This is a genomic window from Pseudomonas sp. KH_050 (assembly GCF_057838875.1).
Genome location: NZ_CM174478.1, coordinates 6,592,128 through 6,612,117, shown reverse-complemented (window position 1 = coordinate 6,612,117; position 19,990 = coordinate 6,592,128). Strand labels below are relative to the sequence as shown.

18 protein-coding genes and 1 pseudogene are annotated in these 19,990 nt (G+C 59.3%); 13 read left to right on the top strand and 6 right to left on the bottom strand.

The window, feature by feature from the left end:
• The first annotated feature begins 7 nt into the window (after nucleotides 1-7).
• The 13 genes and pseudogenes from atpE to AC3IUA_RS30430 all read left to right on the top strand — a co-directional run.
• Nucleotides 8-265, top strand: coding sequence for a F0F1 ATP synthase subunit C (gene atpE / locus AC3IUA_RS30490; protein ID WP_002555987.1), 258 nt, complete (start codon nucleotides 8-10; stop codon nucleotides 263-265).
• Nucleotides 266-322: 57 nt separating this feature from the next.
• Nucleotides 323-793, top strand: coding sequence for a F0F1 ATP synthase subunit B (locus AC3IUA_RS30485; RefSeq protein ID WP_489358480.1), 471 nt, complete (start codon nucleotides 323-325; stop codon nucleotides 791-793).
• A gap of 12 nt (nucleotides 794-805) precedes the next feature.
• Entirely contained in the window at nucleotides 806-1,342 is a 537-nt protein-coding gene (locus AC3IUA_RS30480) for a F0F1 ATP synthase subunit delta (RefSeq protein WP_489358479.1), read from the top strand.
• 21 nt (nucleotides 1,343-1,363) lie between these two features.
• Nucleotides 1,364-2,908, top strand: a complete 1,545-nt coding sequence (atpA, locus tag AC3IUA_RS30475) for a F0F1 ATP synthase subunit alpha (protein WP_489358478.1) — start codon at nucleotides 1,364-1,366, stop codon at nucleotides 2,906-2,908.
• 50 nt (nucleotides 2,909-2,958) lie between these two features.
• Nucleotides 2,959-3,819, top strand: a complete 861-nt coding sequence (atpG, locus tag AC3IUA_RS30470; protein WP_489358477.1) for a F0F1 ATP synthase subunit gamma — start codon at nucleotides 2,959-2,961, stop codon at nucleotides 3,817-3,819.
• Between the two features lie 27 nt (nucleotides 3,820-3,846).
• A complete protein-coding gene (gene atpD / locus AC3IUA_RS30465) occupies nucleotides 3,847-5,223 on the top strand; it encodes a F0F1 ATP synthase subunit beta (protein WP_489358476.1) in 1,377 nt (458 codons plus the stop codon).
• A 45-nt stretch (nucleotides 5,224-5,268) separates the two neighbouring features.
• Entirely contained in the window at nucleotides 5,269-5,694 is a 426-nt protein-coding gene (locus tag AC3IUA_RS30460) for a F0F1 ATP synthase subunit epsilon (RefSeq protein WP_489358475.1), read from the top strand.
• Between the two features lie 112 nt (nucleotides 5,695-5,806).
• Nucleotides 5,807-7,174 (top strand): bifunctional UDP-N-acetylglucosamine diphosphorylase/glucosamine-1-phosphate N-acetyltransferase GlmU, encoded by a 1,368-nt coding sequence (gene glmU, locus AC3IUA_RS30455; RefSeq protein ID WP_489358474.1) that lies wholly within the window; start codon nucleotides 5,807-5,809, stop codon nucleotides 7,172-7,174.
• Between the two features lie 123 nt (nucleotides 7,175-7,297).
• Nucleotides 7,298-8,074: a DeoR family transcriptional regulator gene (locus AC3IUA_RS30450; protein WP_489358473.1), complete on the top strand. Its 777-nt coding sequence runs from the start codon at nucleotides 7,298-7,300 to the stop codon at nucleotides 8,072-8,074.
• 1 nt (nucleotide 8,075) lies between these two features.
• Nucleotides 8,076-9,908 carry a glutamine--fructose-6-phosphate transaminase (isomerizing) gene (gene glmS / locus AC3IUA_RS30445; protein WP_489358472.1) on the top strand — a complete coding sequence of 611 codons (1,833 nt, stop codon included), beginning with the start codon at nucleotides 8,076-8,078 and terminating at the stop codon, nucleotides 9,906-9,908.
• 268 nt (nucleotides 9,909-10,176) lie between these two features.
• Nucleotides 10,177-11,079, top strand: coding sequence for a LysR family transcriptional regulator (locus tag AC3IUA_RS30440; RefSeq protein ID WP_489358471.1), 903 nt, complete (start codon nucleotides 10,177-10,179; stop codon nucleotides 11,077-11,079).
• 130 nt (nucleotides 11,080-11,209) lie between these two features.
• Complete coding sequence (locus AC3IUA_RS30435; protein ID WP_489358470.1) at nucleotides 11,210-11,839, top strand: glutathione S-transferase family protein; 630 nt, start codon at nucleotides 11,210-11,212, stop codon at nucleotides 11,837-11,839.
• 59 nt (nucleotides 11,840-11,898) lie between these two features.
• A pseudogene (locus AC3IUA_RS30430) lies at nucleotides 11,899-12,822 on the top strand (FAD-binding oxidoreductase); the annotation flags it as partial.
• Nucleotides 12,823-12,863: 41 nt separating this feature from the next.
• Here AC3IUA_RS30430 and AC3IUA_RS30425 read toward each other — a convergent pair.
• Genes AC3IUA_RS30425 through AC3IUA_RS30400 form a run of 6 tightly spaced genes read right to left on the bottom strand, consistent with a single transcriptional unit; the run spans nucleotide 12,864 to nucleotide 19,987 of the window.
• A complete protein-coding gene (locus AC3IUA_RS30425; RefSeq protein ID WP_489358469.1) occupies nucleotides 12,864-13,994 on the bottom strand; it encodes a glycosyltransferase family 4 protein in 1,131 nt (376 codons plus the stop codon).
• Entirely contained in the window at nucleotides 13,995-15,125 is a 1,131-nt protein-coding gene (locus AC3IUA_RS30420) for a glycosyltransferase family 4 protein (RefSeq protein ID WP_489358467.1), read from the bottom strand.
• Nucleotides 15,109-16,485 (bottom strand): glycosyltransferase family 4 protein, encoded by a 1,377-nt coding sequence (locus tag AC3IUA_RS30415; RefSeq protein WP_489358466.1) that lies wholly within the window; start codon nucleotides 16,483-16,485, stop codon nucleotides 15,109-15,111. Before AC3IUA_RS30415 ends, AC3IUA_RS30420 begins: the two co-directional genes overlap by 17 nt.
• Nucleotides 16,482-17,747, bottom strand: a complete 1,266-nt coding sequence (locus AC3IUA_RS30410; RefSeq protein ID WP_489358464.1) for an ABC transporter ATP-binding protein — start codon at nucleotides 17,745-17,747, stop codon at nucleotides 16,482-16,484. The genes AC3IUA_RS30415 and AC3IUA_RS30410 overlap by 4 nt, the downstream gene beginning before the upstream one ends.
• Nucleotides 17,747-18,544, bottom strand: a complete 798-nt coding sequence (locus AC3IUA_RS30405) for an ABC transporter permease (protein ID WP_489358463.1) — start codon at nucleotides 18,542-18,544, stop codon at nucleotides 17,747-17,749. The genes AC3IUA_RS30410 and AC3IUA_RS30405 overlap by 1 nt, the downstream gene beginning before the upstream one ends.
• A complete protein-coding gene (locus tag AC3IUA_RS30400; protein ID WP_489358462.1) occupies nucleotides 18,545-19,987 on the bottom strand; it encodes a mannose-1-phosphate guanylyltransferase/mannose-6-phosphate isomerase in 1,443 nt (480 codons plus the stop codon).
• Nucleotides 19,988-19,990: the final 3 nt, after the last annotated feature.

The following is a 19,990-nucleotide window of genomic DNA, read 5'->3' as shown; positions in this document are numbered from 1 at the left end:
AGGAAAGATGGAAACTGTAGTTGGTCTAACCGCTATCGCTGTTGCACTGTTGATCGGCCTGGGCGCACTGGGTACCGCAATTGGTTTCGGCCTGTTGGGCGGCAAGTTCCTGGAAGGCGCAGCGCGTCAGCCAGAGATGGTTCCAATGCTGCAAGTCAAAATGTTCATCGTTGCCGGTCTGCTCGACGCCGTAACCATGATCGGCGTTGGTATCGCTCTGTTCTTCACCTTCGCGAACCCCTTCGTTGGTCAACTCGCTGGCTAATCACTCGAATTTTCGAGTTGATTAGGGTGATGGACAACGAACGAGCGAGGTGTTGGCGTGAACATTAATGCAACCCTGATTGGCCAGTCCGTTGCGTTCTTCATTTTTGTACTGTTTTGCATGAAGTTCGTGTGGCCTCCGGTCATCGCGGCTTTGCACGAACGTCAGAAGAAGATCGCGGATGGACTGGACGCTGCCAGCCGTGCAGCTCGCGACCTGGAGTTGGCCCAAGAGAAAGCGGGTCATCAACTGCGCGATGCTAAAGCACAGGCAGCTGAAATCATTGAGCAAGCCAAGAAACGCGGTAACCAGATCGTTGAAGAGGCTGTTGAAAAAGCCCGTATCGACGCTGACCGTGTGAAGGTCCAGGCTCAGGCCGAGATCGAGCAGGAACTGAATGGTGTCAAAGATGCGCTGCGTGCCCAACTGGGTGCTCTGGCCGTCGGCGGTGCCGAGAAGATCCTGGGTGCCACAATCGATCAAAACGCGCACGCGGAGCTGGTTAACAAACTGGCTGCTGAAATTTAAGCGAGGGCGATCATGGCAGAATTGACCACGTTGGCCCGACCTTACGCTAAGGCAGCCTTCGAGCACGCCCAGTCCCACAAGCAGCTGGCCTCTTGGTCAGCCATGCTCGGCCTGGCTGCAGAAGTGTCGCAAGACGACACTATGCAGCGCGTGCTCAAGGCCCCGCGACTGACGAGCGCAGATAAGGCCACCACGTTTATCGACGTGTGTGGCGACAAGTTTGATGGAAAAGTGCAGAACTTCATTCACGTCGTTGCCGAAAACGACCGTCTCCCGCTTCTGCCGGAGATCGCCGCTCTGTTCGACCTGTACAAGGCCGAACAAGAGAAATCGGTAGACGTTGAAGTCACCAGTGCTTTTGCATTGAACCAAGAACAGCAAGACAAACTCGCCAAGGTTCTCAGTGCACGACTCGACCGGGAAGTGCGCCTGCAAGTTGCGGAAGATTCATCCCTGATTGGGGGTGTTGTCATTCGCGCCGGCGACCTGGTTATCGATGGCTCGATTCGCGGCAAACTCGCGAAACTTGCCGAAGCATTGAAATCTTGAGTTTGAAGGGGCAGCAGAGCAATGCAGCAACTCAATCCTTCCGAAATAAGTGAAATTATCAAGGGCCGCATCGACAAGCTCGATGTGACCTCCCAAGCCCGTAACGAAGGCACTGTCGTCAGCGTATCTGACGGCATCGTGCGGATTCACGGTCTGGCCGACGTAATGTACGGCGAGATGATCGAGTTTCCGGGCGGCGTCTTCGGTATGGCCCTCAACCTTGAGCAAGACTCTGTAGGCGCCGTTGTATTGGGCTCCTATCAGTCTCTGGCTGAAGGCATGAGCGCCAAGTGCACTGGCCGCATCCTCGAAGTTCCGGTTGGTAAGGAACTGCTGGGTCGCGTAGTCGACGCACTGGGTAACCCAGTTGACGGCAAAGGTCCGCTGAACCACACCGAGACCGACGCGGTCGAGAAAGTGGCTCCAGGCGTGATCTGGCGTAAGTCGGTAGACCAGCCTGTACAGACTGGCTACAAGGCTGTCGATGCCATGATTCCTGTCGGCCGTGGCCAGCGTGAGCTGATCATCGGTGACCGTCAGATCGGTAAAACCGCTCTGGCGATCGACGCGATCATCAACCAGAAAAACAGCGGCATCTTCTGCGTCTACGTAGCCATCGGTCAGAAACAATCGACCATCGCCAACGTGGTTCGCAAGCTGGAAGAAAACGGCGCCCTGGCAAACACCATTATCGTGGCTGCCAGTGCTTCCGAATCTCCTGCGCTGCAATTCCTGGCACCGTACTCCGGTTGCACCATGGGCGAATACTTCCGCGATCGCGGTGAAGACGCGCTGATCGTTTATGACGATCTGTCCAAGCAAGCAGTGGCTTACCGCCAGATTTCCCTGCTGCTGCGCCGTCCACCAGGCCGTGAAGCCTACCCAGGCGACGTGTTCTATCTCCACTCCCGTCTACTGGAGCGCGCATCCCGCGTTTCGGAAGAGTACGTAGAGAAGTTCACCAACGGTGCCGTGACTGGCAAGACCGGTTCCTTGACCGCTCTGCCAATCATTGAAACCCAGGCTGGCGACGTTTCCGCGTTCGTTCCGACCAACGTGATTTCGATCACCGACGGTCAGATCTTCCTGGAATCGGCCATGTTCAACTCCGGCATCCGTCCGGCTGTGAACGCCGGTGTTTCGGTATCCCGTGTGGGTGGTGCCGCTCAGACCAAGATCATCAAGAAGCTTTCCGGTGGTATCCGTACCGCTCTGGCTCAGTACCGTGAACTGGCGGCATTCGCCCAGTTCGCTTCTGACCTGGACGAAGCCACTCGCAAGCAGCTTGAGCATGGTCAGCGCGTTACCGAGCTGATGAAGCAGAAGCAATATGCGCCGATGTCCATTGCCGACATGTCGCTGTCCCTGTACGCCGCTGAACGTGGCTTCCTGGTGGACATCGAGATTCCAAAAATCGGTAGCTTCGAGCAGGCCATGATTGCTTACTTCAACCGCGATCACGCCGATTTGATGGCGAAGATCAACGTGAAGGGTGACTTCAATGACGAAATCGACGCTGGCCTCAAAGCCGGTATCGAGAAGTTCAAGGCCACCCAAACCTGGTAAGCCGCAGCGGGGGCCGAGAGGCTCCCGCTTGCTAACCTGATAGGTGTTACATGGCAGGCGCAAAAGAGATTCGCAGTAAGATTGCGAGCATCAAAAGCACGCAAAAGATCACCAGCGCCATGGAAAAAGTGGCGGTCAGCAAAATGCGCAAGGCACAAATGCGCATGGCTGCTAGCCGTCCCTACGCGGAGCGCATCCGCCAGGTTATCGGTCATCTGGCCAACGCCAACCCGGAATATCGCCACCCGTTCATGATCGACCGCGAAATCAAGCGCGTCGGTTATGTCGTCGTGAGCAGTGACCGTGGTTTGTGCGGTGGTTTGAATACCAACCTGTTCAAGGCTTTGGTCAAGGACATGGCGGTAAACCGCGATCGCGGCGTAGAGATCGATCTGTGCGTGGTCGGCAGCAAAGGTGCGGCATTTTTCCGCAACTTCGGCGGTAACGTCGTCGCTGCTATCAGCCACTTGGGTGAAGAGCCGTCGATCAATGATCTGATCGGCAGCGTCAAGGTGATGCTGGATGCCTACCTGGACGGCCGTATTGACCGCCTGTCCGTGGTGTCCAACAAGTTCATCAACACCATGACGCAACAACCTACGGTGGAACAGTTGATTCCGCTGGTGGCGACCCAGGATCAGAAGCTCAAGCACCACTGGGACTATCTCTACGAACCGGACGCCAAGGAGCTGCTTGACGGCTTGATGGTCCGCTACGTGGAGTCGCAGGTGTACCAGGCGGTGGTCGAGAACAACGCAGCTGAACAAGCCGCGCGGATGATCGCAATGAAGAACGCTACCGACAACGCCGGTGATTTGATCAGCGATTTGCAGCTGATCTACAACAAGGCGCGTCAGGCTGCGATCACCCAAGAGATCTCGGAAATCGTCGGCGGCGCTGCCGCGGTTTAACGGTTCAAATATTCAGAGGATCCAGCTATGAGTAGCGGACGTATCGTTCAAATCATCGGCGCCGTTATCGACGTGGAATTTCCACGCGACAGCGTACCGAGCATCTACAACGCGCTGAGTGTACAAGGCGCGGAGACCACTCTTGAAGTTCAGCAACAGCTGGGCGACGGCGTGGTTCGTACCATTGCGATGGGTTCCACCGAAGGCCTGAAACGTGGCCTGGGTGTTACCGACTCTGGCGCAGCCATTTCCGTACCGGTCGGTAAAGCGACTCTGGGCCGGATCATGGACGTACTGGGCAACCCGATCGACGAAGCTGGCCCGATCGCCACCGAAGAACGCTGGGGCATTCACCGTCCTGCGCCGTCCTTCGCTGAACAGGCGGGCGGCAACGACCTGCTGGAAACCGGCATCAAGGTTATCGACCTGGTTTGCCCGTTCGCCAAGGGTGGTAAAGTCGGTCTGTTCGGTGGTGCCGGTGTAGGCAAAACCGTAAACATGATGGAACTGATCCGTAACATCGCCATCGAGCACAGCGGTTATTCCGTGTTCGCCGGTGTGGGTGAGCGTACTCGTGAGGGTAACGACTTCTACCACGAGATGAAGGATTCCAACGTTCTGGACAAAGTGGCACTGGTTTACGGTCAGATGAACGAGCCGCCGGGTAACCGTCTGCGCGTAGCACTGACCGGCCTGACCATGGCCGAGAAGTTCCGTGACGAAGGTAACGACGTACTGTTGTTCGTTGACAACATTTATCGTTACACCCTCGCCGGTACTGAAGTATCCGCACTGCTGGGCCGTATGCCTTCTGCAGTAGGTTACCAGCCTACCCTGGCTGAAGAGATGGGCGTGCTGCAAGAGCGCATCACTTCCACCAAGGAAGGTTCGATCACCTCGATCCAGGCGGTATACGTACCTGCGGATGACTTGACCGACCCGTCGCCTGCGACCACCTTCGCCCACTTGGACGCCACCGTCGTACTGTCCCGTGACATCGCTTCCCTGGGTATCTACCCAGCGGTCGATCCACTGGACTCGACTTCGCGCCAGCTGGACCCGAACGTGATCGGCCAGGACCACTACGACACCGCTCGCGGCGTACAGTATGTTCTGCAGCGTTACAAAGAACTGAAGGACATCATTGCGATCCTGGGTATGGACGAGCTGTCGGAAGCCGACAAGCAGTTGGTAAACCGTGCTCGTAAGATCCAGCGCTTCTTGTCGCAGCCGTTCTTCGTGGCTGAAGTCTTCACCGGTGCTTCGGGTAAATACGTTTCCCTGAAAGACACCATTGCTGGCTTCAAAGGCATCCTCAACGGTGACTACGACCACCTGCCAGAACAAGCGTTCTACATGGTCGGCGGCATCGAAGAAGCGATCGAGAAAGCCAAAAAACTGTAATCCCGGCGCCCGGCAACGGGCGCTAATTTAGGGTGAGGCAATCAGATGGCTATGACAGTCCATTGCGATATCGTCAGCGCGGAAGGAGAAATCTTCTCCGGTCTGGTCGAGATGGTGGTCGCGCACGGCAGCCTGGGTGATCTTGGTATCGCTCTAGGTCACGCTCCGCTGATCACTGAACTGAAGCCGGGCCCGATCCGCCTGATCAAGCAGGGTGGGGAAGCCGAGGTGTATTACATCTCCGGTGGTTACCTCGAGGTTCAGCCGAACATGGTCAAGGTTCTTGCCGACACCGTGCAACGTGCTGCCGACCTGGACGAAGCCTCCGCTCTGGAAGCCGTCAAGGCTGCCGAGAAGGCTCTGCACGACAGAGGCGGGGAGTTCGACTACGGTTCCGCTGCCGCACGTCTGGCCGAGGCTGCAGCTCAGCTGCGCACCGTCCAGCAGATCCGCAAGAAGTTCGGCGGCTAAGCCAGGCTTTTTGTGTGATTGATTAAAAAGGGTAGCCTCGGCTACCCTTTTTCTTTTTCCGTCGTTCAATTTTTGGTCGCAGCCGCTGACCACCCAGGATTGGTAGCCAGTCATGTCTCTTGAAATCGTAATCCTCGCTGCCGGTCAAGGCACTCGCATGCGTTCGGCACTGCCGAAAGTGCTTCACCCGGTGGCGGGCAATTCCATGCTCGGCCATGTTATCCACAGCGCCCGGCAACTCGATCCGCAGCGCATCCACGTGGTGATCGGTCACGGTGCCGAAGTGGTGCGTGAGCGCCTGGCGGCCGATGACCTGAACTTCGTCCTGCAAGACCAACAACTCGGCACCGGCCATGCCGTGGCTCAGGCCTTGCCGTTTCTGACGGCTGAAAACGTACTGATCCTCTACGGCGACGTGCCACTGATTGAAGTCGATACGCTTCAGCGTCTACTGAAAAAAGTGAGCCCTGAACAACTCGGCCTGTTGACCGTAACCCTGGCCGACCCTACCGGTTATGGCCGGATCGTTCGCGATGCGGACGGAAAAGTCGCTGCCATCGTCGAACACAAGGACGCCACTGACGCCCAGAAGGCCATCTGCGAAGGCAACACCGGGATTCTCGCGGTGCCTGGCGCACGGTTGGCCGATTGGCTGGGCCGCTTGTCGAACAACAACGTCCAGGGCGAGTACTACCTGACCGACGTGATCGAAATGGCGGTCAAGGACGGTTTGGTGGTGGCCACCGAACAACCCCATGACGCCATGGAAGTGCAGGGCGCCAACGACCGCAAGCAGCTCGCCGAGCTGGAGCGTCACTACCAACTGCGCGAAGGTCGTCGTCTGATGGCACTGGGCGTTACCCTGCGTGACCCGGCACGTTTTGATGTTCGCGGCGAAGTCAGTGTCGGTCGTGACGTGCTGATCGACATCAACGTGATTCTCGAAGGCCGGGTGGTTATCGAAGACGACGTCGTCATCGGCCCGAACTGCGTGATCAAGGACAGCACCTTGCGCAAAGGCGTGATGATCAAGGCCAACAGCCATATCGAAGGCGCAGTGCTGGGCGAAGGCAGCGATGCCGGCCCGTTTGCGCGTCTGCGGCCGGGGACCGTGCTGGAAGCCCGCGCCCATGTGGGTAACTTTGTCGAGTTGAAGAATGCCCACCTGGGTGAAGGCGCGAAGGCGGGTCACCTGACCTATCTGGGCGACGCCGAGGTCGGTGCGCGCACCAACATTGGCGCAGGTACCATCACCTGCAACTACGATGGCGCCAACAAGTGGAAGACCGTGCTGGGTGAAGACGTGTTCATCGGCTCCAACAACTCGTTGGTGGCGCCTGTGGATATCGGCAACGGTGCGACTACCGCTGCGGGTTCGACCATCACCTCCGAGGTGTGCGCCGAGCAATTGGCAGTCGGCCGTGCTCGTCAGCGCAACATCGATGGCTGGAAGCGGCCGGTGAAAATCAAGAAAAGCTGAGTTATCCACAGCTGCGATCTTTTTGGTTTATCCACAGATATTTTTTCAGCTATCAACTTGACGAGTTTCGCCTAATAGGTTTTGATTGCCTTCGTTATCTTTCGAAACGAAACTTATCAGCCCATGTCGAAACGAAATACACCACAACGTCGCCACAATATCCTCGCCTTGCTCAATGAGCAGGGCGAAGTCAGTGTGGATGAGTTGGCCAAGCGTTTCGAAACCTCGGAAGTCACGATTCGCAAGGATCTGGCTGCTCTGGAGAGCAATGGTCTGTTGCTGCGCCGTTATGGTGGTGCGATCACCATGCCGCAAGAACTGGTGAGCGATCTTGGGCAACCCGTTTCGAAATACAAGCAGGCCATCGCCCGTGCCGCCGTGGCGCGGATTCGCGAACATGCGCGGATCATTATCGACAGCGGCAGCACCACCGCCGCAATGATTCCGGAGCTCGGCCAGCAGCCAGGTCTGGTGGTGATGACCAACTCGCTGCACGTTGCCAATGCCCTGAGCGAATTGGAACACGAACCTGTGCTGTTAATGACCGGCGGCACCTGGGACCCGCACTCCGAGTCTTTCCAGGGGCAAGTCGCCGAGCAGGTACTACGCTCTTATGATTTCGACCAGCTGTTCATCGGAGCCGATGGCATTGATCTGATCCGGGGCACCACGACCTTCAATGAACTGCTCGGCCTCAGCCGGGTGATGGCGGCAGTGGCGCGTGAGGTGATCGTGATGGTCGAGGCCGACAAGATCGGCCGCAAGATTCCCAACCTGGAGCTGCCCTGGAGCAGTGTCCATACCCTAATTACCGATGATCGCTTGCCACTCGAGGCACGCGAGCATATTCAGGCCCGCGGCATCACCTTGATATGCGCGGCAGTCAACCAGGAGAAATAGCATGTGTGGAATTGTTGGCGCGGTCGCTGAGCGGAATATCACTGCCATCCTGCTCGAAGGCCTCAAGCGCCTTGAATACCGCGGCTACGACAGTGCCGGCGTGGCAGTTTTCACTAACGCCGGCAAGCTTGAGCGCATGCGCCGCCCAGGCAAGGTCAGCGAACTGGAACAAGCTCTGGCCGGTGAGCCTATGGCCGGTCGCCTCGGGATCGCCCACACCCGCTGGGCGACTCACGGTGCGCCGTGCGAGCGTAATGCCCACCCGCACTTCTCCGGGGATCTGGCGGTGGTGCACAACGGCATCATCGAGAACCATGAAGCCCTGCGTGCACAGTTGAAAGCACTGGGTTATGTGTTCACCTCCGACACTGACACCGAAGTCATCGCCCACCTGCTCAACCACAAACTCAAAGACGTGCGCGATCTGACGGTTGCGCTCAAGGCTACCGTGAAAGAACTGCACGGCGCCTATGGCCTGGCGGTCGTCAGCGCCCATCAGCCTGATCGTCTGGTGGCGGCCCGCAGTGGCAGCCCGTTGGTAATCGGCCTGGGTCTGGGCGAGAACTTCCTGGCTTCCGATCAGTTGGCGTTGCGTCAGGTCACCGACCGTTTCATGTACCTGGAAGAAGGCGACATCGCCGAGATCCGCCGCGACAACGTGCAGATCTGGGATGTCGACGGTCAGTCAGTCGAACGTGAAGCCGTGCAGTACCGTGATGGTGCCGAAGCCGCCGAAAAAGGCGAGTACCGCCACTTCATGCTCAAGGAAATCCACGAGCAACCGTCTGTGGTCCAGCGCACCCTGGAAGGCCGCCTCAGCCAGAACCAGGTACTGGTCCAGGCCTTTGGTCCACAAGCGGCCGAGTTGTTCGCCAAGGTCCACAATGTACAGATCGTAGCCTGTGGCACCAGCTACCACGCGGGTATGGTTGCCCGTTACTGGCTCGAAGAGTTGGCCGGCATTCCGTGCCAGGTCGAAGTCGCCAGTGAGTTCCGCTACCGCAAAGTAGTAGTGCAACCGGACACGCTGTTCGTGACCATCTCGCAATCCGGCGAAACCGCCGACACCTTGGCTGCGTTGCGTAATGCCAAGGAACTGGGTTTCCTCGCCAGCCTGGCAATCTGCAACGTGGGCATCAGCTCGCTGGTGCGTGAGTCCGATCTGACCCTGTTGACCCAGGCCGGTCGCGAAATCGGCGTGGCCTCGACCAAAGCCTTCACCACTCAGTTGGTCGGGCTGTTGCTGCTGACCCTGTCCCTGGGCCAGGTCCGCGGTACGTTGGCCAAGGGCGTGGAAGCCGAACTGGTCGCAGAACTGCGCCGTTTGCCGGCTCGCCTGGGCGAAGCCCTGGCCATGGACAGCATCATCGAGAAAACCGCCGAGCTGTTCGCCGAGAAGAACCACACGCTTTTCCTCGGCCGTGGCGCGCAGTTCCCGGTAGCGATGGAAGGTGCGCTCAAGCTCAAGGAAATCTCTTATATCCACGCCGAAGCCTACCCGGCCGGTGAGCTGAAGCACGGCCCGCTGGCGCTGGTCGACGCCGACATGCCGGTAGTGACCGTGGCGCCGAACAACGAGCTGTTGGAGAAACTCAAATCCAACCTGCAGGAAGTTCGTGCCCGTGGCGGCGAGCTGGTGGTCTTTGCCGACGAACAGGCGGGCATGACCAATGGCGAAGGCATTCACGTCATCAATATGCCGCACATCCACGACACCCTGTCGCCGATCCTCTACACCATCCCGCTGCAACTGCTGTCGTACTACGTCGCCGTGCTCAAAGGCACCGACGTCGATCAGCCGCGCAACCTGGCGAAATCCGTCACGGTGGAGTGAGTTATCCACAGCCTGGGACTGTCGATTGAATTGAAATCAGCCAAGAGAAACTGATGGTTAATCGACATTTACCCAAGGCTTTCAGCGCAGGCTGGATCGCCAAGATCGCAGCCTGCGGCAGCTCCTACAGGTGATCGGCGTAGCGACGGATAAACTCGGTCGGCGTAGGAGCTGCCGAAGGTTCGGGCCGCGTTCGGACGATCTTTTGGGGATAGCTGGTGCTTAACTGAACGGCATTAGCGCTTGCTATCGCCCAAGAGGAGCCGCCATGGACAGGTTCCAGGAAATGCAGGTGTTCCTTGCCGTGGCGCAGGAGCAGGGTTTTTCTGCGGCGGCGCGGCGTTTGGGCATGTCGGCGGCCAGCGTCACGCGGGCGGTCGCCGCACTGGAGAAACGCATCGGCGCGCAATTGCTGACGCGCACTACCCGTAGCGTTCACCTGAGCGAAGCCGGTCAGCGTTATCTGGAAGACTGCCGACGCATCCTTGCCGAACTCCAGGAAGCTGAAGCCTCGGCGGCGGGCAGCCATGCCCAGCCGCGTGGACAACTGACGATCACCGCGCCGGTATTGTTCGGTGAGTTATTCGTAACGCCAGTCATGGTCGCTTACCTGGATCAGTTCCCCGAGGTCAGCATCAATGCCTTGCTCGTCGACCGTGTGGTGAGCATGGTCGAGGAAGGGATTGATGTGGCGGTGCGCATCGGTGAGCTGCCGGACAGCAATCAGCACGCGATCCTGGTAGGGGAAGTGCGGCGGGTGATCTGCGGCTCGCCCGGTTACCTGGCGAGTCATGGCCGACCTTTGCATCCTGATGACCTGTGTCAGGCACGGATCGTCGCTCCCTCGTCCATCGGGCAGGCCAGGAGCTGGCAATTTCAGCAGGCGGGTACAACCCTGAGCGTTCGCCCGGAGCCCCGGCTGGTGGTCACCGCGAATCAGGCGGCGATCACTGCGGCCTGCCTTGGGTGGGGGCTGACCCGGGTTCTGTCTTATCAGGTCGCCAGCAAGGTCGCCGCCGGCGAGCTGGAAATCGTTCTGCAAGACTTCGAGCTGCCACCACTGCCCATCCATGTGGTGTATCAGGGCGGGCGCAAGGCCCCGGCCCGGGTGCGCAGTTTTGTCGATTTCGTGGTGCAGGCGCTGCGTCAACATCCAGCGCTGAAAGCCTGAAACGTTATTGCGCCTGGTGAAATAATGGATTGCGTTTACTGGTTATTCTGTTGTTTTGGTTGCGGGTGGAAGATAGCTCCCATCGACGCGGCTCTGTCCTGGAGTGCGCGATTACCCTGCGGAGTCCTGCATGTCCCAGCCAGCGATCAAACTCTACAACTTCCCGCGCTCCGGTCACGCCCATCGAGTCGAGCTGATGCTCTCGCTGCTCGGTCTGCCGATTGAACGGGTGTTCGTCGACCTGGCCAAGGGCGCTCATAAACAACCCGAGTTCCTCGCGTTGAATGCTTTTGGTCAGGTGCCGGTCATCGATGACCAGGGCGTGGTGCTGGCTGACTCCAATGCGATTCTGGTGTATCTGGCGCAGAAATATGGCAAAGGCCGCTGGCTGCCGGCGGACCCGGTTGGCGCTGCCAGGGTCCAGCGTTGGTTGTCGGTCGCCGCGGGGCAGATTGCCTCAGGACCGGCCGCGGCTCGACGGATCACCGTGTTTGGCGCTCCGTATAACGCTGAAGAAGTGATCGCCCGCTCCCACAGCCTGCTCAAGGTGATCGATCAAGAATTGGCCAGCACTCCCTACCTGGCGGGCGAAGAACCGACCATTGCCGATATCGCCGCCTACACCTACATAGCCCATGCGCCGGAAGGCAATGTGTCACTGGCCGACTATGCCAATGTGCGCGCCTGGCTGGCCCGCATCGAAGTCTTGCCCGGATTTGTCGCGATGCCGCGCACGGTGGCCGGCCTGCAAACCGCCTGAGACCAGCGAACCCGCCCCGGGCCCATTCAGACCGCGCCGTAGGCGCAGGGGGAACCGCGATGAATCTTCAATCACCCTGGCATGCCGGCGAGAAGCAGTTGCAAGCATACGTTGGTGTCGCTGAGCGCATGGAAGCAATCGGCCCCAAGGTCATCCGCAATTTCCTGCCTGAGCAGCATCGTCAGTTCTATCTGCAATTGCCCTTCATGCTGTTCGGCGTGGTGGATGCCGAGGGTAATCCTTGGGCCAGCATTCTCGAGGGACAACCGGGTTTCGCCCACTCTCCCGAGCCTGTGCTGTTGCAGCTCGACAGTCTGCCGCGCCAGGACGACCCGGCTCAATTGCAGGCAGGTGCGGCGATCGGCTTGCTGGGGATCGAGCTGCATACGCGGCGGCGCAACCGGATCAATGGGCGAGTCAGCGAGATGACCGCTAATGGCTTGACCGTGGTGGTGGAACAGGCTTTCGGCAATTGCCCGCAGTACATTCAGCTGCGCCAATTCGAATCGGTGACTGTCGCAGCTCCCTCGGCGCCTGTGGTTCAGCGTCCAAGCTCATTGGATGATAGGGCGAGCGCAATGATTCGGGAGGCCGACACCTTCTTTGTCGCCAGTTACGTCGATGTTGAAAACCAACGTTCGGTGGATGTTTCCCATCGGGGCGGGCAGAGCGGGTTCGTTCAGGTTGAAGGTAACTGCCTGACCATTCCCGATTTCGCCGGCAACCTGCATTTCAATACCTTGGGCAACCTGCTGCTCAATCCGCGGGCCGGTTTGCTGTTCATCGATTTCACTACAGGGGATTTGCTGCAGGTCAGTGGGCGGACCGAAGTGATTCTTGAAGGGCCACAGGTCGACGCCTTTCAAGGCGCCGAGCGGCTCTGGAAGCTGCAGGTGGAACAGGTTGTCCGCCGGCCCGCAGCGCTGGGTTTGCGCTGGCGGTTCGAGGCGTTCTCTCCCAACAGTCGGATGACTGGCCGCTGGGAATAGGGTTTTCGTCGTTCGAATCTCTTTGTGTTCGGCACTCAGGCATAGGAAAGCGCCTTTTCCTCCAGCAACTCCTGATACAACTGCGCCCACTTTTGGCCCATTTCATCGGCCGTGAACAGTTTTCGGTAGCGCGCTTCAGCGCGCCGTCCCATCTCTGCCGCGTGTTGCGGGTTTTCCCACAAGGTCCGCATCGCCTCACGGAAAGCCTGTGGATTACTCGGAGGAACCACCAGGCCGGTCTCGCCGTGAATGTTGATGTAACTGGTCCCGGTGCCGATCTCGCTGGAGATCATCGGTTTGCCAAACATCGCGCCTTCGAGCAATGAGATACCGAAAGCCTCGGAGCGCAGGTGTGAAGGGAATACCACCGAGTAGCTCAACTCCAATAACGTCACCTTGTCCTCGTCGCCGAGCCGGCCAAGGAAGTGCAGGTTTTGCAGGCCAAGGGCCGCCGCCTGGGCATGCAGCTCGGCCTCCAGTGGTCCTGCGCCGACAATCACCACTGGATAATTCACGCCCTTGAGCGCGTCCAGCAGGATGTGCAGCCCTTTGTAGTAGCGCATCACCCCGACGAACAGGAAAAACCGCTCCGGCAAGCGTTGCCGCCAATAAGCCAGGCGCTCTGGTTCCAGTGTTGGATAGGCGGATCTGTCCAGGCCATAGGTGATGACCCGGGTCTTTTCCCGGTACTCCTGCAAGACATCGCTGGTATGCAGATAGTTGGGCGATGCGGCGACAATCCGGTCGGCACTGTTGAGGAAGCGACGCATGAGCGGACGGTACATTTTCAACAAGGACCGCTGGCGGATGATGTCCGAGTGGTAAGTCACCACGCAGGGTTTCTTGATCGCGCTGCAGAAATGCACGACGTCCATGAAAGGCCAGGGGAAGTGGTAGTTGACCACGTCCGCTTCGGCGGCCAACTCACGAAACTGTTTGAAGACGCTAAAGGAAAAGCCGGTGGAAGCCAGCTGCAGGTCCAACCTGGCCTGATGCACCTGATGCTGGCCAATCTGAATGGGCGCGGGGGCCGGGTCAGTGCTCAAGGTCAGTACATGGCTATCGATACCGTGGCGGGATGTGCTTTCGCTCAACTGAAAAATGACTTGCTCGATTCCACCCATAGAGTCGGGCAGATACGTTTTGTAAAAGTGCAGAACACGCATTCAACCTCCCATGGCCTGACGGTATGCACTCGCGGTTATCTTCGCGCAGCGCCCCCAGGAAAAAAGCCTTGCCTGTAGCAATCCAGCCTCTTGGCATTCCTGCCAATGCGCTTGATCGTCGATCAAGCGGCTCATCGCCTCGCGCAAGCCATCCACATCGTCAGGTTCAATATAGTTGCCAGCGTCACCTGCGACCTCTGGCATCGCCGAACGTCGGGTCACAATCACCGGAGTACCACTGGCCATGGCCTCCAGGACCGGAAGGCCAAAGCCCTCATAGATCGATGGGAATACCAGCGCCCTGGCACCAGCCACCAGCTGTGCCACTTGCTCATCCGGCAGATAACCCAGCAGCCGGACATGACCGCAGGCCAGGGCTTTTTGCAGCTCATCACTGAACTGTCCGCGTTCCCAGCCGCTCATCCCGACAATCAGCAACGGGTAACGCTGGCGCGTCCGCTCAGGCAGTTGCCCATGAGCGTGCAAGGCCAGCGCGAGGTTCTTGCGCGGTTCCAGGGTGCCAACACAGAGGAAATACGCCTGCGCTTGCACGCCATGGGGCTTGAGTGCCTCCTGCAAGGTATCGAGCGAACGTGGGTGGAAGCGCGCGGCGACGCCCAGTGGCGCAACAATGAAGCGTTCAGCCGGAAGACCAAAGTATTGCCGGGCTTCATCGGCGACGAATTGTGAGTCGGTCAGGATCAATCGCGCCTGCTGCAAACCCTGGCCAAGTCGCCGCTCTATCTCTTTCAACCGCGCCAGTGGCTGGGTCGAGGGATAGTGCAGGTGGGTCAGGTCGTGCAGGGTGATGATGGTCGGGCCTTTGAATGCCAGGGGCCACAAGCTCGGCTCATGATAGAGGTCGATGGCCTGGGACCGTCCCTGGTCAAAGCGCCGCTGCTCCAGCCAACGCCGAGCCTGATAAGCCCCCGGCACGCGTCGTAGCCAGGGCGTCAGCCGGGAATAGCCAGGCATGGCGGCGGCTGGCAGGGCAGAACTCCAGCCCCAACCATGGAACAGCGACAGCTCCAGGTCCGGCTCTGCCGCCAGGGCTGTCACCAACTCGGCCAGGTAGTGGCCGATGCCGGTGCGCGGCGCCTGGAGAATCCGTGCGTTAAGGGCAATCTGCATGCTGCCTCGCTATCCCGGCGGGCGCACACTTGAGGTTGCGCTGGACACGCTCGACCAGCTGCGCACTGGCCTCGCGCCAACCCAGCCAGCGCCACTCGCGGACATTGCGTGCTGCCGGAAACTCGCCGGTGCGTTCCATGTGCATGACCAGCTCGGCAAGGCTCTGTGGCTCAGCCAGATCGAAATAGGCCATGAACTCGCCGCCAATCTCGCGGAACACCGGAATATCGCTGCCCATCGCTGGCAGGCCACGCTGCATGGCTTCGACCAGCGGCAAGCCAAAACCTTCGACATACGAAGGGAACACCAGCGCCGTCGAGTGGGTATACGCATGCTCGAGACTTTTATCGGTGAGCGAGTTGAACATGAACAGGCGCTTGTTCAGTTCGGGATGGCTGCGAATGCGTTCGATCAAGGCCTCGCACTTCCAGCCAATGCGCCCGGCGATGCACAGTCGGGCGCTTGAGCCGGCAGCCCAGGCTTGCTCGAAGGCATCGATCAGGTAGCCATGGTTCTTGCGCGGCTCGATGGTACTGACCATGAGGAACACCGGAGCTCGCTGCTTGAACAACCGCACAAGGCCCGGCTCCACCACTGACGTCTCATGGCTCAGGTCCAGTTCGGAGCCCAGGTGAAAATAGTCGAACCAGCGCTGCTGGACCTGCTCGGCGCCCACCCGGCGGATCATTTCCTGGTGGACCTGATCGCGGATGGTGGTGGAAATGGCGACATAGCCATCCGCCGTGCGGGCGATCCAGTCGAACCAGTCATTGAACACCTTGACCAGTCCGGCATCGCAGAATTGCGGGTGAGTCAGCGGGATCAGGTCGTAGATCACCGAGACAATACCCACGCCATCGCGCTTGAGTTGCTCGGCCAGCGGAAAGAAATCGGCATGCCAGGACGAATCCAGCAGCACCAGCTGGTCACCCGGCTGGTGTTGCAGTGGCACACAACGGGTAGGGATTTCGTTCTTGTTCAAGCAGCGATCGAGTATCCGCATCGGAATGCTCAAACAGGCCAGTGCCGCCAAACGGCAACCGACATACAACACTCGGCGAGCGAACAGCGATTGGCGAAACGGCCGGCGTCGCTCGAGTGTCCGATGGCGCAGCCAGAAAATATTGGCCATTTGCTCCAGACGGACGCGCAAGCCCATCAGATCCAGCTTTGGGGGTTTAAGCGGTGCCAGGCTGAGCACCTGATAGAGTTTGCCCTGGAGCATGACCACCGGAATACATTCCAGCGCCTCGTTGGCGTCGGGCAATTGCCGAATGACATTGCGCACCACCCGCTGAATTCCCGAATTGGCGTCCGGGTGTTCGAACACGTAGGTGCATTCAACCAACAGGCGCGTCATCGCTGGGCCTGCGAGGTGGTGGGTTCGGCAGGCGACTCTGTCGATCGGCTGATGGAGGTTTGCGCTTCGAGCCAGGAGCAACCGACAAAGTCTTCCTGACGGTTATTGATCACATGAAACACCAGACCATAGTCCCGCCATTCGAAATTGCGGTCCAGGTGCGAGTCCAGGCGCGACAGGCTCAAGGCGACGGAGTAATTACCCTTGCCCAGGCGCATGGGGAAGGCAAAGCGGAAGGTGACCTGTTCACCGGCGCTCAAGTCCGTCAACGCCTGATCCAGTCGATGGGTATTGATGCCGTACATAGGCTGGCCAAGGCGATCCTTGATCATGAAACCCAGCACCAACCGTTCGATGTTCTTGCGCACTTCAACCTGTACCTCCAGCACCATGGGCTGACCGACCTCGGCCACTTCCACCGAACGCTGGCGCTGGTCGAGCAAGCGCACACTGAGGATGGCGGCCTCACCGGTTCCGGAGATGGTCTGCACCTGACCGTTGGCGAGCATTTCCTGACGCACCGTCTGGCCTTCGCGTTCGGCGAGCATGGCGTTGTAGTAATCCATCACCTCTTCGGGCTTGCCGCGCATGGCCATGCGGCCTTGCTCAAGGAGAATCGCGGTATCGCAGATCGACTGGATCGCCGAACGATCATGGGAAACGATCAGCAAGGTAGAACCGGCCTTGCGGAAACTGCGGATGCGTTCGAAGCTCTTGTGCTGAAAGTAAGCGTCACCCACCGACAGCGCTTCATCGACGATCAGAATGTCCGGTCGGCGCGCTGTGGCGACACTGAAGGCCAGGCGCATCTGCATGCCGCTTGAATAGGTGCGCACCGGCTGATCAATCGCCTCGCCAATCTCCGCGAAGCTTTCGATTTCCGGCATCAGCGCCTCGATTTCTTCCACCTGCATGCCCAGTAACTGGCCGGCCATGAAGACGTTCTGGCGCCCGGTGAAATCGGGATGGAAGCCCATGCCCAGTTCCAGCAGCGCAGCGACCCGCCCGTGCAACTCGATCTGCCCACAGGTGGGTTGGGTGGTGCCGGTGATCATCTTCAACAAGGTACTCTTGCCCGCGCCGTTGACGCCGACGATCCCGACGGCTTCGCCGGGGGCGATTTCGAAGTCGACACCTTGCAAGACCCAGTGCTGGTGATGCCGTACCCGGGAGAAGGGGATGAGCCATTCGAACAGCCGGCTCCAGCGGTTCGGATACTGTTTGTAGGCCTTGCCCAGACCGCTGACGCGTATGTGTCCCATCAGAGTTCATCCACCATTTCGCCGACGCGCTGGCGGAATAGCCGCAGCCCCATGACACAGAACAGCACGCCGATGACCAGCATCGGTGTCAGCGAACTCCAGACCGGCCATTGGTTGTAAAGGAACAGGTTCTGGTAACTGTGCATCAGCGCCGTCAGCGGATTGAAGCCGAGCAGACCTTGAATCGACTCGGGAAGGATCGCCATCGGATAGACGATAGGCGTCAGCCAGAACCAGAACTGCAGGACGATGCCAAAGAACTGCCCGACATCGCGGAAAAATACGTTCAATACCCCGAGAATCATCCCCAGGCCGGCCGAGAAAATAACCTGCAATATCAGCAGCGGCACCAGCGCCAGCAACGCCATGCCGGGCAGCCGTCCGCTGATCAGCAGGAAGCCCAGAAACAACCCGAGGATGATCGCGAAGTTGATCGCGGCATTGAGCAGCACGATCACTGGCAGGCAGATGCGCGGAAAGCTGATCTTCTTCAGCAGGTTGGCATTTTCAAGAAACATGCTCTGGCTGCGCAGGGTGATCTCGGCGAACAGCCCCCAGGTCAGCAGGCCTGCGCAGAGGTATACGCTGTAGGCCAGGCTGTCTTCCACGCCGGGCAACCGGGCGCGCATGACCTGGGAAAAGATCACCGTGTAGACGACGATCATCGACAATGGATTGAGCACGGTCCAGAGGGCACCGAACAGCGAGTTGCGATATCGCGATTGGAACTCTCGCTTGACGCTGCCGAGGATGAAACCCCGGTAACCCCACAGCGAGCGATACAGGTTAAGCAGCATTCAGACCGTCCTTCCGTATCTATCTTCGAAGCGAACGATATCGTCCTCTCCCAGGTACTCGCCGCTCTGGACTTCAATGATCACCAGATCGATCACCCCCGGGTTTTCCAGGCGATGCTTGTGGCCGGCGGCAATGAATGTGGATTCGTTTTTGGCGACAAAGTGCGCGCCGTCACCGTTATTGGTGACCTTCGCCATGCCTTCGACCACTACCCAGTGCTCGTTGCGATGGTGGTGCATTTGCAGGGAAAGGGCGGCACCGGGCTTGACCACGATGCGCTTGATCTTGAAGCGCGGCCCTTCTTCCAGCACGGTGTAGGAACCCCAGGGGCGACTGACCGTACGGTGCAGCCGATAGGCTTCGTGTTGCCGGTCCTTGAGCTGCCTGGCCACCTGGCGCACATCCTGCGCACGGTCGGCATGCGCCACCAGCACGGCATCGGCGGTATCGATGATGATCAGGTTGTCGACGCCGACCGTGGCCACCAGGCGTCCTTCGCTCTGTACGAAATTGTTGTGGCTGTCGATGAACAGCGCGTCGCCGCTGGCCCGGTTGTTCTGGGCGTCAGGCTCGACCAGGGCACTGACCGCACCCCAGGAACCGATATCGCTCCAGTCGAAACCTGCCGGTATTACCACGACCTTTTCGGACAGTTCCATCAAGGCATAGTCGATGGAAATATCCGGCATGTCGGCAAAATGTGCTGCGGACAATTCCTGCTGGAGGCAGCCGCCCGTCTCGACCGGGTCGCTCGCCGCCAGGCAGGCCTTGCCCAGCGCCAACAGCTCGGGCGCGTGGACCTGCAACTCGGCCAGCAGCGTGGCGGCAGAGAAGCAGAACATGCCCGAGTTCCACAGGAAGTTCCCGCACTCGAGGTAGTGGCGGGCGGTATTGGCATCGGGTTTTTCGACAAACCGCCGGACCCTGGCGGCGCCTTGTTCATCAAGGCTGGCGCCGGTCTCGATGTAACCGAATCCGGTTTCCGGTGCGGTCGGGGTAATGCCGAAGGTCACCAGGTGTCCGGCCTTCGCCAGGTGTACGGCGTGTTCGACACTGCGTCGCAACGCTTCTTCGTTGCGGATCAGATGGTCGGCCGGCATCACCACCAGAATCGCTTCGTCGCCATGCAAGGCTTGCAGGGACAGCGCGGCGGCAGCGATCGCCGGCGCCGTGTTGCGTCCCGACGGTTCCAGGATGAAATGCCCGCGATGGCGTTTCAGGTTCGCTTGCTGGTAGTGATCCTTGCTCTGGAAGTAGTAGTCACGGTTGGTCACGGTGACGATATCGCCGCCCCCGGCCAGCAACCCCGCAGCCCGTCGGTAAGTCTTGCCCAGCAGGCTCTGGCCATCGGGCAAGGCCATGAACGGCTTGGGATGACCTTCGCGTGAAACCGGCCACAGTCGGGTTCCGGCACCGCCGGAGAGAATCACGGGAATAAGCATGCC

Coding starts and splice junctions, on each gene's coding strand:
- atpE (WP_002555987.1), top strand. CDS start 8: ATGGAAACTGTAGTTGGTCTAACCGCTATCGCTGTTGCACTGTTGATC.
- AC3IUA_RS30480 (WP_489358479.1), top strand. CDS start 806: ATGGCAGAATTGACCACGTTGGCCCGACCTTACGCTAAGGCAGCCTTC.
- atpA (WP_489358478.1), top strand. CDS start 1,364: ATGCAGCAACTCAATCCTTCCGAAATAAGTGAAATTATCAAGGGCCGC.
- atpG (WP_489358477.1), top strand. CDS start 2,959: ATGGCAGGCGCAAAAGAGATTCGCAGTAAGATTGCGAGCATCAAAAGC.
- atpD (WP_489358476.1), top strand. CDS start 3,847: ATGAGTAGCGGACGTATCGTTCAAATCATCGGCGCCGTTATCGACGTG.
- AC3IUA_RS30460 (WP_489358475.1), top strand. CDS start 5,269: ATGGCTATGACAGTCCATTGCGATATCGTCAGCGCGGAAGGAGAAATC.
- glmU (WP_489358474.1), top strand. CDS start 5,807: ATGTCTCTTGAAATCGTAATCCTCGCTGCCGGTCAAGGCACTCGCATG.
- AC3IUA_RS30450 (WP_489358473.1), top strand. CDS start 7,298: ATGTCGAAACGAAATACACCACAACGTCGCCACAATATCCTCGCCTTG.
- glmS (WP_489358472.1), top strand. CDS start 8,076: ATGTGTGGAATTGTTGGCGCGGTCGCTGAGCGGAATATCACTGCCATC.
- AC3IUA_RS30440 (WP_489358471.1), top strand. CDS start 10,177: ATGGACAGGTTCCAGGAAATGCAGGTGTTCCTTGCCGTGGCGCAGGAG.
- AC3IUA_RS30435 (WP_489358470.1), top strand. CDS start 11,210: ATGTCCCAGCCAGCGATCAAACTCTACAACTTCCCGCGCTCCGGTCAC.
- AC3IUA_RS30425 (WP_489358469.1), bottom strand. CDS start 13,994: ATGCGTGTTCTGCACTTTTACAAAACGTATCTGCCCGACTCTATGGGT.
- AC3IUA_RS30420 (WP_489358467.1), bottom strand. CDS start 15,125: ATGCAGATTGCCCTTAACGCACGGATTCTCCAGGCGCCGCGCACCGGC.
- AC3IUA_RS30415 (WP_489358466.1), bottom strand. CDS start 16,485: ATGACGCGCCTGTTGGTTGAATGCACCTACGTGTTCGAACACCCGGAC.
- AC3IUA_RS30410 (WP_489358464.1), bottom strand. CDS start 17,747: ATGGGACACATACGCGTCAGCGGTCTGGGCAAGGCCTACAAACAGTAT.
- AC3IUA_RS30405 (WP_489358463.1), bottom strand. CDS start 18,544: ATGCTGCTTAACCTGTATCGCTCGCTGTGGGGTTACCGGGGTTTCATC.
- AC3IUA_RS30400 (WP_489358462.1), bottom strand. CDS start 19,987: ATGCTTATTCCCGTGATTCTCTCCGGCGGTGCCGGAACCCGACTGTGG.